Source organism: Shewanella sp. SM29 (genome assembly GCF_025654245.1).
Classification (GTDB): domain Bacteria; phylum Pseudomonadota; class Gammaproteobacteria; order Enterobacterales; family Shewanellaceae; genus Shewanella; species Shewanella oncorhynchi.
Genome location: NZ_JAKKRN010000013.1, coordinates 120,851 through 134,150, shown reverse-complemented (window position 1 = coordinate 134,150; position 13,300 = coordinate 120,851). Strand labels below are relative to the sequence as shown.

At 44.3% G+C, this 13,300-nt stretch carries 10 protein-coding genes and 1 pseudogene; 5 read left to right on the top strand and 6 right to left on the bottom strand.

Features of this window, described 5'->3' with window-relative positions; all coding sequences use genetic code 11:
* Positions 1 to 230, top strand: a 230-nt coding sequence (locus L5L77_RS11335) for a transposase (RefSeq protein ID WP_263222740.1), incomplete at its 5' end; no start/stop codon positions are given.
* 10 nt (positions 231 to 240) lie between these two features.
* Here the strand turns inward: L5L77_RS11335 and L5L77_RS11330 are convergent.
* Together L5L77_RS11330 and L5L77_RS11325 are read right to left on the bottom strand one after the other, a co-directional pair.
* A pseudogene (locus tag L5L77_RS11330) lies at positions 241 to 402 on the bottom strand (cupin domain-containing protein); the annotation flags it as partial.
* Between the two features lie 207 nt (positions 403 to 609).
* Positions 610 to 738 carry a hypothetical protein gene (locus tag L5L77_RS11325; protein WP_006080295.1) on the bottom strand — a complete coding sequence of 43 codons (129 nt, stop codon included), beginning with the start codon at positions 736 to 738 and terminating at the stop codon, positions 610 to 612.
* Between the two features lie 180 nt (positions 739 to 918).
* Between L5L77_RS11325 and L5L77_RS11320 the strand changes: the two genes are divergently transcribed.
* Entirely contained in the window at positions 919 to 3,315 is a 2,397-nt protein-coding gene (locus tag L5L77_RS11320) for a toxin-antitoxin system YwqK family antitoxin (protein WP_263192616.1), read from the top strand.
* A 159-nt stretch (positions 3,316 to 3,474) separates the two neighbouring features.
* Here L5L77_RS11320 and L5L77_RS11315 read toward each other — a convergent pair whose 3' ends face one another.
* Both L5L77_RS11315 and L5L77_RS11310 read right to left on the bottom strand, forming a co-directional pair.
* Positions 3,475 to 3,849, bottom strand: a complete 375-nt coding sequence (locus L5L77_RS11315) for a PH domain-containing protein (protein WP_105250128.1) — start codon at positions 3,847 to 3,849, stop codon at positions 3,475 to 3,477.
* A gap of 200 nt (positions 3,850 to 4,049) precedes the next feature.
* Positions 4,050 to 5,966: a peptidase U32 family protein gene (locus tag L5L77_RS11310; RefSeq protein ID WP_263184404.1), complete on the bottom strand. Its 1,917-nt coding sequence runs from the start codon at positions 5,964 to 5,966 to the stop codon at positions 4,050 to 4,052.
* A 203-nt stretch (positions 5,967 to 6,169) separates the two neighbouring features.
* Between L5L77_RS11310 and rluA the strand changes: the two genes are divergently transcribed.
* The 3 genes from rluA (at position 6,170) to L5L77_RS11295 (ending at position 11,487) form a co-directional block, all read left to right on the top strand.
* Complete coding sequence (gene rluA / locus L5L77_RS11305) at positions 6,170 to 6,847, top strand: bifunctional tRNA pseudouridine(32) synthase/23S rRNA pseudouridine(746) synthase RluA (RefSeq protein WP_263179478.1); 678 nt, start codon at positions 6,170 to 6,172, stop codon at positions 6,845 to 6,847.
* 95 nt (positions 6,848 to 6,942) lie between these two features.
* Positions 6,943 to 7,404, top strand: a complete 462-nt coding sequence (gene asnC, locus L5L77_RS11300; RefSeq protein ID WP_006080290.1) for a transcriptional regulator AsnC — start codon at positions 6,943 to 6,945, stop codon at positions 7,402 to 7,404.
* 207 nt (positions 7,405 to 7,611) lie between these two features.
* Positions 7,612 to 11,487 (top strand): S8 family serine peptidase, encoded by a 3,876-nt coding sequence (locus L5L77_RS11295; RefSeq protein WP_263222737.1) that lies wholly within the window; start codon positions 7,612 to 7,614, stop codon positions 11,485 to 11,487.
* Positions 11,488 to 11,555: 68 nt separating this feature from the next.
* Here L5L77_RS11295 and L5L77_RS11290 read toward each other — a convergent pair whose 3' ends face one another.
* Both L5L77_RS11290 and L5L77_RS11285 read right to left on the bottom strand, forming a co-directional pair.
* Positions 11,556 to 12,326 (bottom strand): ABC transporter permease, encoded by a 771-nt coding sequence (locus tag L5L77_RS11290; protein WP_006080287.1) that lies wholly within the window; start codon positions 12,324 to 12,326, stop codon positions 11,556 to 11,558.
* Entirely contained in the window at positions 12,323 to 13,261 is a 939-nt protein-coding gene (locus L5L77_RS11285; RefSeq protein WP_113939775.1) for an ABC transporter ATP-binding protein, read from the bottom strand. Before L5L77_RS11285 ends, L5L77_RS11290 begins: the two co-directional genes overlap by 4 nt.
* Positions 13,262 to 13,300 lie beyond the last annotated feature (39 nt).

Sequence of the window (13,300 nt, the reverse complement as noted above, 5' to 3'; positions counted from 1 at the left end):
AGGCAATGTCGTTGTGGGATAGAGCGATGCTGTCGAGACGTTTTATCATAGAAACCATCAACGACCAGTTAAAAAATATCTCTCAAATAGAGCACTCAAGACACCGCAGCGTGCATGGTTTTATGCTCAATATGATTGCGGGACTCATCGCCTATCAATTGAAAGACAATAAGCCACAACTGAACCTCACTAATGCGGAGTTTAATGCTATTACAGTTATGGCTAGTTAAACCGATCTCAGGTTAAGTAATCTCCAGGGGTTAGCGTAACGGGTTCACCTTGTTCAAATTCAAGCGTCGCCTCGCCTTTGAGCAGCATCACCCATTCATGTTGAGTTTGATCGTACCATTGACCTTCGGGTAGATACCCAAACCACCTGAAGATGCAGGATTCAGCGGGAATTTAACGCACTTTAGGCAAGGCGGCTATTTACAGACCTAGTGGACTAAGTTAAAAATAGCCAACACGGCATAGAGTGCGTTAAAACCCGCCGGGACGGAGCGCTTAGGGCACTCCACTTCCGTGTTGCATCAATTCAGAAGGTGGCCGACATTCTGTCATTGATGCGCCTTGAATTGAAGCACCCTAAGCGCTCTGAAACTCGTATCTTCAGGTAGCTTGGGTATATTGCCCATTGGAAACGATGCGTTCTATGGTCACAGTGTCATTACCCGCCAGTTTTTCAAACACTTCCGCCGATAAATCTGTGGGTAATTTTGCAAAAAAGTTATCAAGCATTTTGTCTTTATTCCTCTGCTTTTATTAATGTGCCACTCTGATTAAACGGTATTTTGAGCAATCAAGCATTGAGAAACGAATCCATAAACCGCTATGATATGCGCACAGAAATACTCAGTTGCCATGAGTATCACTCAGATAAGCTTATTGTTTTACATATGGATATGGAGATTTCCCCCAATGTCGTTGTTTCGCGCACTCAAAGCCAAGTTATTTCCCTCAAACCAAACTAGCCGCGATCCAAAAGACATTCATCTTCAAACTGAATCACAAACACTCAGCCAAGAACAAGATTTAACGCAGGAGCCGTCAGTCGCTGCACCGCTATTCCAGCGCTACTTCAGCTTAAAAATCCATGCGACAAAGGCAGACGCAACTTCTTGCGAAGAAAATGCCGACCACGGCTTAACTCTCTATCAGTATGATACGCCTCAAGTCATAGAACTCTTGGGCTGGGAAAACGCCAATGAATGCTGCGACTTCCACCATACCGAATTCGACCGCCTCGAAATCAGCAATCAATTCCCTTTCCCCGAGCAGCACTTTTGGCTCGACAAGGTAAAAGTGTGCAGTATCACCCCCAAAAAGAACAGCCAAATAAAGGCGTTGTGGCAAGTTGAGCTTAACAATCTCGATGCATTATTGATAAGCCACTTTACCCTCGATGCAGACAATATAGTGCAAGGCGATATTCAAGATTACGCCAGCCTAACAGGCCAACTGCACCGCATTTTTCACCAACTCAATACTGAAGAAGGTGCAGGTATACTTAGAATCATCACCCAAAGCCCAGGACTTACCCAAGCCGTCGATTCAAACTATTTTGGCGAACGTAATGGCGTGACCCGCCAATTCAATGCCCTAGGTACCCTGTTATTTGAAGGTAACTTTATTCATGATCAGCAACTTGGAACACAAACGTGGTACGACCATGAGGGCAAGATCAATCAAATAGAAGATCGCCATCCCCAAGGTCAATTTATTCAATACTTTTATGGCAATGGTCAGCTTAAAGAAACCGCCGAACAAGATAGCAATGGCTATTATATCAATACATTAACTCGCTACTATGAATCTGGAAAAATACAGCTGATCCGGCCCTTAGTGCAAGATGTTATCCACGGAATTGAAAAACAATATTACCTTGATGGTTCACTAGAAGCTGAAAGATATTACAACCAAGGCTATGAATATGAAGCCGTTTGGTATCATCCCAATGGAGCGATTAAACAAAAAGTGTTTAATGATGTGACGGGCAAAGTCATTGAAGAGTTTTACGACTCAGGTAAGCCTGCATGGCGTGAACCCTTCAATACCGAAGGCCAATTACATGGCGAACATGTAAAATGGTATCCCAATGGTCAACTTGAAGAAAAAATCTATTTTGAGGATGGTAAAGAACAAGGCATGGCCCTTTGGTATCACGACAATGGTCAACTCGCCCTTGAGATCTATCTTGAAAAGGGACTAAGGGAAGGTCTGTTTAAAAGCTATTATAAAAGTGGCGTGCTTTCGGCCGAAGGCCAATATAAAAATAACCTCTCGGTAGCCCCTTTTATTGAATACCACGAAAACCAGCAAATTCAGATGTACCTACCGCACACACAGGGCAACCGTGATGGCACTGCTCGCTGGTTTTATGAAGATGGCACGATACGTACAATTTCTGAATATGAAGTTCGTGATGGCCAAGGCTACCTCAAAGAGTCCAGCTTTTATAATAACAAAGGGATCCTCGAATCCTATCAGAGTCACTCGAATACCCGCTGCGGCTATAATCTTGATAATAATCAAAGGGAATACTATCAAGAAGGTATTGCCGATACTCGCATCGAATACTATGAAGATGGTGCCATTCGCTGGTTACTCACCCGTACGCAAGGGGATTTATTTAGCTCTAAATCCTTGTCCCCTCAAGGTTTAATTTTAGAAACTGGCACAATCCAAATTACTAATGGTCGTTACCTCGATATCGGCCATTGGCAACGTTTTACGCCCCAAGGAAAAGTGTACCGCGAAGCCTGGCTAGATGAACAAGGCCAACTGATAGAAAGCCGTCACTACTTTGATTTCCATGAAAATATAGCAACTCAGGAAGATGAAGAACCTGAATGGGATAGCCCAGAAAATCCTAGTTATGACTATGATGAAGACGATGCTGATGGGCAAAGTAACGGACCAAATAACCGTACGGATAACAGCGAACATCATGCTAGCAATAGTAGAAATAACGCATATTTATCTCGTCAGAAGTATCACGCCCCCAATGGCAATGCCACGACAAAACAGCGAGAAGATAAAACAATAGCAGATGTCGCCGCTCACACCGAAGAACCCATATTGGCTTATCATTTAAAATTTGATGATGAAAGCAAACTTTATGCAATGAAACGCTATCATCCCAATCGCCAGATTGCCGAAGAAGGTAATTTACAAATTCAGGGACAGGAGCAATTCTGGGTCGGCATCCACAATCAATACGATGAGCAAGGCAAACTCAAGCTTTCCGAAACCTATACTATGGCGGGCGAACCGATAGAGCACTCCACTAGCACAAGTAGGATAGTGTTAAATTAATCAAGCAGATTTGAATCACACTCGATAGCGAGGATAGGTAAGCCCAGATAAAACTTGGCTTACCTTACTCACATTAACCGTCAGCTTGCGATAACAATTCCAAGCTTGATAGCACTAAATGAATCTAAGTCGCAGCACTAAGACTAAAGTGCAAAAAAACTAAAGTGCAAAAGTGGCAATAGTCTTTTGAATACCCACGACATCCGTGCCACGCTTGAGTTCTTTGACTAAAGGTTCACTCTGGCCTGAGATCCAAATTTTAAGCTCTGCATCCATATCAAAATGCCCTGTCGTTTCCACTTCAAAATGGGTAATAGATTTATAAGGTATTGAATGGTAAGTAACCTTCTTGCCTGTAAGTCCCTGCTTATCAATTAAGATCAGGCGTTTATTGGTGAAAATAAACAAATCACGGATCACTTTGTAGGCGAGTTTTAATTCTTCTTGAATGCCCATGATAGGCCTTAATTCCTCGGCTAATTCCTGTAAATCAACCTCAGCAGCATTACCGAGTAAACCGTCTAACAATCCCATTTTAACATCCCTTATTATTGATATTATTTTCAATAAGATATCTGCTCATTACCGCATGTGCAATATAAGGCTTTGATGAAAATATGAGAGTGACGCTGGTGAGAGCAACATCAATGAGAGGTAGGCTGGTGTAGGTGCGTGGATGTAGCTGAATAGGTGCTAGGAGCATTGCACTCGGGCAATGCTCCTAATGACAAATATTAAAGGTGCTTCTGGCCTCGCACTTGACGGTTTTCACCGACCACCATCATTTCGCATTTAGGGCAGTCGAATACCAACTTGAGCACATCATTGCCGATTTCAAGCACCATAGGATCGGCCTTGATGCCTGGTACTTCCTTCGGACACAGATTGAAGTTAAAGCGTAGGCAATGCTTAGTGATCATCAATGGCACATCTTCGGTAACGCCATTTTTCTCATAGGTATCTTGAATTTCAATCACGCCGTGGCGTTGATAAAAATCCTTGGCCTTTTCGTTGGCAACGTTGCCTAAGTAACTCAAATGCTTGACGGGATAGACTGCATCTTGATTATGCTTCCACGGCAGTGGACGCACATAGCCTTGCACACGGGCAGCTTCTAAGGCGGCCACACCATCACGGCGCAGACCATTTAACACTGATGCGGGCAAGAACCAAGCTTGGGCCGTATCGATACTGATGCTACGGGCAACAAAGTCGGTACTGCCGAGCTTACCCAACTGAGTGCGAGTATTTTGTAAGGTCTTATCGACATCAGTCGCAGGCGTCTTCTCGACCACTAAATTCACTGTAGCGGTTAGGCCATAGATATCCGTCAAGGTCAGCGCCAGTCCATCTTGGGTGTCGCTCAACCGTAAATCGACGCCGATAATCCGCTTAGAAGATTCTTTCGATAACAGGGCTTCGAAGGCTTGGTTATGGTTACGATATAAAGTCATGCCAACTTTTAAATCCTTTGGCACCTGCAATATATGCAGTTTTAACCCTTCGGCGCGGTTAACCCGCAGGCCTTGCAGCTTGTCATCGGATTGTTTTGCCATAGCAAAATTCGCGGGGAAAAACGCTAAGCCATCGCCGTTATTAAACTCATGGCTAGAGCTCACTTGGATAAAGTCTTTACCTATGCTGACCACTTTACCGACTTCTTCGCCTATGTATTTGGGCGAGCGGAAATCTTTAATTCCTTGGCTACGTTCGTTAACAAAGTAATCTGTGCTGCCACGGTTAAAGGTCTTTTCAGGATCAGGGGTAAAACTATGTTCGCAGCGGCCGTGGGACGAAGCCTTAAACTCGGGACGACGCGCCATAATCGCATCTAGCTTTTGGCGATAATGCGCGGTGACGTTTTTAACGTAACTTAAATCTTTTAGGCGACCTTCAATCTTAAACGAGCGAATGCCCGCATCGATGAGCGCTTCGAGGTTTTCAGTTTGGTTATTGTCTTTTAAAGACAATAAGTGTTCATTCTGCGCTAATACATCCCCTTGACGGGTTTTAAGATTCCCCGGCAGGCGGCACATTTGCGAGCATTCACCGCGGTTAGCACTGCGGTTACTAAAGGAATGACTCAAATTACACAAACCACTGTAAGCCACACACAAAGCACCGTGGATAAAGAATTCGAGTTGCATATTGGTATGCGCGGCGACATCACGGATTTGGCTTAAGCCCAATTCACGGGCGAGCACCACCTGAGAAAAACCAACTTGCTCTAAAAACGCCACTTTTTCTGGACTGCGGTTATCCATTTGGGTACTGGCATGCAGGGCAATCGGCGGCAAATTGAGCTGTAATACGCCCATGTCCTGCACAATCAGCGCGTCAGCTCCCGCTTCGTACAATTGCCAAATAAGTTTTTCGGCGTCGGCCAGTTCGTTATCCATCAAAATGGTATTGAGGGCGACGAATACCTGAGCATGATATTGATGAGCATAAGTACACAGGCGCGCGATATCTTCAACACTGTTACCCGCCGTTGCCCGCGCACCAAATGCAGGACCACCTATGTATACCGCATCGGCACCATGGCGTATGGCTTCGATACCGTAGTCAGCATTTTTTGCAGGCGCCAATAACTCAAGACGGTTATGGACGTGAGAAAGATTCTCGGGAGTGTATATCTCTGGCTGGCTCATGGCTTCACAGACTCAAAATGATCATTAACGAAAAGGACGGGAGTATAACAAAAACTCAAATACAGCTCTATCAGCAAATCATCAACTAATCCGCTTTACTTTTGTCAGCAAGGATAATGACACAGCCGATCTTTAGGCCTCACACTTGCGCCCTCAAGCCGAGCAGAGTATCTTTGCCCCGCATTGACGAATAGGCACTATTTATGACTGATTTTATTTACCAACCACCGACCACTCCTTGGCTAGATATTCTTTATCAAGATAAAGACATTATCGTCATCAACAAACCTTCAGGATTGTTGTCTGTGCCCGGTCGCGACCCCGCCCATTACGACAGTGTCTATGCCCGGGTAAAAGCAGAGCATCCCCATTGTCAAATCGTCCATCGCCTCGATATGGCGACCTCTGGCGTGATCGTTGTCGCCCTTATTCGTAGCGCCGAGCGGGAATTAAAACGTCAGTTCCACGATAGAGAAACCAGCAAAACCTATTATGCAAGGGTTGCAGGCCATGTCAAAAATGACACTGGCAGCGTTGATTATCCACTGATCTGCGACTGGCCAAATCGCCCTAAACAGAAAGTCGATCATCTTGTTGGCAAACCGTCTTTGACTCACTACCAAGTAATGAGCCGCGCCAAACGCTCAACGCTGGTTAAACTGACGCCAATCACAGGCCGCTCACACCAATTACGGGTGCATATGATGGCGCTAGGTCATCCGATCTTAGGCGATGGTTTTTATGCCGACTCACTGGCAAAATCCTTAGCGCCTCGACTATTACTACATGCAGCAGAGCTCACCATCAAACATCCCTACTCGGGCGTCAGTATAACTTTTAGCGCAAAAGTCCCTTTTTGTGAGCCTTTGGGCGAACAATGATCACTAAAATCAAATAATACGGGCAAAATCGCTAGCAATTCCCCATAAAAAAACGTAACTTTATGACAATTCACTACGTTATAGAGAGTTTATTTATGGATACCGCATTTCAGCGCGATCAACTCGATAATCATATCCTCGAAGCCCTAATGCAGGATGCCCGCACACCCTTTGCCGAACTCGCTAAACGCTTTAGCGTTAGCGCCGGCACTATCCATGTTCGGGTAGAAAAAATGAAGCAAGCGGGGATCATTACAGGTGCGCAAATCACGGTAAACCCTAAAGCCCTAGGCTATGACGTTTGCTGTTTTATCGGTATCAACCTTAAAAGCGCTGGCGATTACCCCGCCGCTATCGCCAAACTCAACGCTCTCGAAGAAGTCGTCGAAGCCTATTACACCACAGGCAACTACAGCATTTTCGTAAAGGTCATGTGCCAATCCATCGACGGCTTACAACACGTGCTCATCAATCGCATTCAATCTATCGATGAAATCCAATCAACAGAAACCTTGATCAGCCTACAAAACCCAATCGTCAGAGCGGTTAAGCCTTAAACAGGAAAAACAGCAAACTACCTGCAAACAACATAACAAACCGCAAAGTGTGATTAACATCTTTTTTACCGCAAAAGTGTTAACCATACGATATATTTGTGTTACAACTTCATTGCTGACACCAAAGAGTACAGCAAAAACTATAACAATTCAGCTACGGGCACGTTTAATAAAGTGCTGAAAGCATTAATTGACAAGGAAGAAGTTGTGAAGACAAAACTATCGATCGCTATCTCCGCTGCACTACTCTCAAGCGCAGCTATTGCTAACAGTGAATTTACATTTAAACCTTACTCACCCGAGATCACATCTCACGATAAATTTAGCAAACCTAAAGTGGCAACAACAAATTTAGGTGCACCACAACGTTTTATTGTTGAAATGGAATCTCCTGCACTCGCTAAATACCAAGGTGGTATTGGCTCGTTTGCTGCAACAGCTTCAGCAAAAAAAGGTCAAAAAATCAACGTACAGTCAGCTGAAGTAAAAAGCTACGCCAATCATCTTACAAAAGAGCAGAACAATTTTTCTTCTGCTCTAGCTAAAACAGTACCTAATGCAAAAATAGAACGCCATTTTCAAACATTATTTAATGGTGTCACTGTTGTTGGCCAAGGATTAACCGCTGAAAAACTGGCTCAAATGCCAGGTGTTAAATCAGTCTATCCAGAAACCATGTATGAAATAAACATGGATGCTTCTCACCAAGTTATTAATTCCCAAGCAATGTGGGAAGCCGTTTCTGGGATGGAAAATGCAGGTAAAGGAATTAAAGTCGCAATCATTGATGGTGGCATTCGTCCTGAAAACCCCATGTTTACTGACGCTGGCTTTACCGCACCAAGTGGAAATTTACCATCGGATGACTATTGCTCGACTGTTGATGCATCTTTCTGTAATAACAAACTGATCGTTGCGCGTTGGTCGCAACCTACATTCCCTGTTTGCGCTGATGAATACATGAGCCCACTCGGTTTTGGTGGCCATGGTACTCACGTAGCAGGAACCGCCGTTGGCAATAAAGTATCAACAACCTTCAAAGAAATCCCTGTTGAGTTATCAGGTGTTGCTCCAGCTGCTTACTTAATGGTTTATAAAGCTCTTTATAGTAAAGCTGACTGTACTGGTGGTAGTGGTTCAAACATCATGTTAATGGAAGCCTTAGAGCATGCTGTTAATGATGGCGCAGATGTAATCAATAACTCTTGGGGTGGTGGCGCAGGTGGTGACCCAGCCAGCAGCCCATACAAAACCATGTTTGAAGCTGCAGAAGCTGCGGGTGTTGTTGTAGTTAGCGCTGCCGGTAACGATGGTAATGGTCCTCAAACTATTGGCTGCCCAGCTTGTATTGAATCAGGAATAACTGTTGCTAACACTACAACAGGGCGTTTTTTCGCTAATAGCTTTAATACCGGTGGAGGTGATTTACTTGCTATCCCAAGTTCTGATGCTGTGCTCTCAGAAGATGTTACCGCTCCAGTGATTGCGGCCGTTAATTTAGACGCTGAAAATGCTAATGGTTGTGATGCCTTTGCTGCGGATTCGTTCAAAGATGGCATTGCATTGATTTCTCGCGGAACATGTAACTTTTCATTGAAAGCAACAAACGCAAAAGCTGCAGGCGCTAAAGCCCTTGTAGTTTATAACAATGCGGCAGGTGCACCGACGACTATGTCTATGCCTGGCGAACCATTCCCTGCAGTCATGATTACGAAAGATGCAGGTTTAGCTGTAATCGAAGCAATGGGAGATACTGCAACAACTGGTACTATAGTTGCAAAAACTAAACGCATCATGGTTACTGAACTTGCTGATAACCTAAATAGCACCAGTTCACGCGGTCCTGATGGCAACCAAAATATTCTTAAACCGGATATCGCAGCACCTGGTACCAACATTCTGTCAGCTTTTTCTCCTGATGATGGTGGTGAAGACTTTAATATGATCTCTGGCACCAGTATGGCAAGCCCTCATGTTGCAGGTGCAGCAGCTCTTATGAGCCAACTGCACCCAGAGTGGAGCGCAAATGATATAAAAACGGCTCTCACTTCTACGGCTAAATATGAAGACATTCTCGATGATGATGCAACAACCCCAGCAACTCCATTTGACATGGGTGCAGGTCGCATGGATTTAGATGCTGCAGCCAAGGCAGTATTAACCTTTGACAAACCTTCAATTGCTTCAGACTCTTGCGTTGGTCCATGCACCTTCACTCGTACTGTCTATAACAAAAGCGATGCAACGACATCTTGGAGCTTATCAACTTCATCAGATAGCACAGGCATCACAGTATCCCCCTCTACCTTAGAACTTGCCGCAGGAGCCTCTGCCACGTTTACTGTAACCGTTGACTCAACTTTCGCTGAATATGGCGAGTGGATCTTCGGAAACATATTAATCAACAGCGCGGAAGGGTTACAAAATGCTCATTTACCTCTAGCTGTTTTGGCTAAAGAATCAAGTAATGCATCCTTAATTTCTACACTAACAACCAAAACAGATATTACTGCGAGTGACGTGATCCCATTGGTTGCAACTGTGAACAATAATGTATTTGCAAATACAGTCACAGTAACAGCACAAGCGCCTAAAGGTACTAAACTAACCTCAAAAGATGATGTAAAAGTCACTTTAGCAGGTGCAACACAAAATGGATTGCAGGTAAATGAAGATTTGGGCTTAGTGACATGGGTAGGCCAACTAAATTTACCTAAAATGGCAACAACCAAAGGTGCTCAAAGATTTCCAAGTATCGTTGGCTTAGGTGTTGTTCCCGTTACTTGCCCTGAAGGCTGTGATGAACAAGCCTTTACTTTTACAGTTCCAAGCTTTAAATACAACGGCGTGAGCTACAGCAAAATAACAATCTCAGACAATGGTTTAGCGATTGTTGGAGGCGGAAGTGCAAGTGGTACTTTTGCAAATAAACAATTACCAGATGGTAGTAACCCAAATAATATCCTTGCTCCATTCTGGTCTGATTTCGACTTATCAGATAAGTCTGTCGGCGATACTGGTGGCGGTGATTTAGCTGTTGGAGTATTCACAGATGGCGCTGGAGTGAAATGGTTAGCTTTAGAGTGGAATAAAGGCCAACTCTATGGCGACACATCAGGTACAGCTTATACATTCAGTGTTTGGATTAGGACAGGTGATACTGAAGAGGTTGTCTTCAACTATATCAATATTCCAAATATACCTGCAAACGTCACTATTGGTGCTGAAAACGTAGGCGGTACTATTGGGACGACTTATAACTTTAATGGTACAGGTGGCAATATTTCTACAGGTGATGCATTAACCTTAAAAAATACAACGGCAGGAAATGTCACTATTAACTACGATGTTACAGCGACATCACTCAATGTTGGACAAGCCGATGTAATTGAAACCAACGAAGAAGCTTTAGTCTCAATTGATGTCTTAAAAAATGATATCAAACCAGATATGAAAGTTGCTCGAGTATCAATTACAGGTGATGGCATTACGGAAAATGCCCAACGCATTATTGATATCATGCCAAAAGGAGCATTAGGCAGCTTAGCTATTGTACAAGCACCTTCGCACGGCACTGCTTCAATCAATTCAACAGGTGGAATTGATTATACACCTGCAGAGAATTACTTTGGTCCGGATATGCTTAGCTATACATCTGCAGACGAAGATGGCAATACTGGCGCTGCGGCAATTGTTACCATTGACGTAAAAAATGTAAATGACGCACCAACAGTCGCTCCAGTCGGTTCAACTGGTGTTGAAGGTTCTGTGTTAACAGCAAAAGCTAATGGCGCGGATATAGATCAAGATACCTTGACTTATACTTGGACTCAGACGAGTGGAACTCCAGTGACCTTCACCAATGGTGGAGAGGTAATAAGTTTCACCGCACCTAGTGGAGCACAAGATCTGGTCTTTACAGTAACAGCGTCTGACGGAAAATTAGAAAGCAATCCTAGTACAGTAACGGTTAAAGTAACGGCAAAACCAATACCTCCAGCTAAAAAAGATGATGGCGGAGCATTAGGTTGGCTAACCGCCTTATTGTTACCACTGGCGGCAATGCGTCGTCGTATGAAGTAACGAGTTGTTGACACTAAAAAGGGAGCCTTAATGGCTCCCTTTTTCTATTACGCTCTAAAGAAATATGTCTAGGAACGCAGGCCGATTCCGCGCGAGACTAAGTAATACGCTAAGGTCCAAAGTGCGACACAGAAACCGATCATAATGGCGATGGATAATGGCACGCTGATATCGGCGAAGCCTAAAAAGCCGTAGCGGAACACGTTGATCATATAGACCACAGGGTTGAGTGCCGACACGCCTTGCCAAAATGGGGGTAAAAGTGACAGGGAGTAAAATACGCCGCCAAGGTAAGTTAATGGGGTAAGCACAAAGGTGGGGATGATACTGATGTCGTCGAAGCTTTTGGCAAAAACAGCGTTAATTAAGCCACCCAATGAGAATAGCACTGAGGTTAAAAATACCGTCATCACCACTAAACCTGCGTGATGTAAGCTTATGTCGACAAAGAACATGGCAACTAACGTCACTATTAGGCCGACACACAAACCGCGCGCCACACCGCCACCGACGTAGCCAGCAATCAGTACATAATGGGGCACAGGTGCCACCATCAACTCTTCTAAATTACGTTGAAACTTGGCACTGTAAAATGAGCTAGCGACATTCGAGTAAGAGTTAGTGATCACCGACATCATGATCAAACCAGGGGCGATAAACTCCATATAAGATACGCCGCCCATTTCTCCAATCCGGCTGCCGACTAAGTTACCAAAAATCAAAAAATACAAAGTCATGGTAATCGCTGGCGGGACTAAGGTCTGGATCCAAATTCGCGTAAAACGATTAATCTCTTTACTTAAAATACTTTTAAAGGCAATAAAGTAGAGCTGATTCATGCTGAGGCTCCCTGAGTTTTCTTCACGAGTTCGACGAAGAGTTCTTCTAACCGATTAGACTTGTTACGCATCGATAGCACTTCAATATTGGCTGCGCTCAATTGGCTAAAGACATCGTTAAGATTATGCTCTTTCGCTACATCCACCTCTAAGGTATGAGAGTCGGTTAAGCGACAAGCCATGCCATCGAGCACGGGGGCCGTTCCAGTATCGCGACGAAGATCGAGAATAAAAGTCTCCATATTCAGCTTACTCAGCAACGCCTTCATGCTAGTGCATTCCACTAAAATACCTTTATCGATAATGCCGATATTACGGCAAAGCATTTCCGCTTCTTCAAGGTAATGAGTGGTCAGGATGATCGTCACGCCCTGCTGGTTTATTTGTTTAAGAAACTCCCACATAGAGCGGCGCAGTTCAATATCCACACCTGCGGTAGGTTCATCTAAAATCAATAATTTAGGTTCGTGCATCAGGGCGCGCGCAATCATTAACCGTCGCTTCATCCCGCCGGATAATTCCCGCGAAGGGCTATTGCGCTTTTCCCACAGATCCAGTTGACTTAAGTATTTTTGGGCACGCTCAAGGGCGATAGGTTTTGGCACACCATAGTAACCCGCTTGATTCACCACAATTTGCAGCACGGTTTCAAACTGGTTGAAGTTAAACTCTTGTGGCACTAAACCAATGCAGAGCTTGGCGTGTTCTAGCTGCTTATCAATATCATAATCAAAGACTTTGACCGTGCCTGAACTCTTCTGCACTAAGGAGCTGATAATACCAATCGTAGTGGATTTACCCGCACCATTGGGGCCGAGCAAGGCAAAGAAATCCCCTTGATTGACGGTGAGGCTGATGCCTTTGACCGCTTCGACGCCGCCTTTATAGGTTTTTTTAAGCCCTTCGAGTACTAGAGCATGGGTAATATTCGCCATATTTGTACCGATCCTTACACATTAGAAAGTAATAAGATG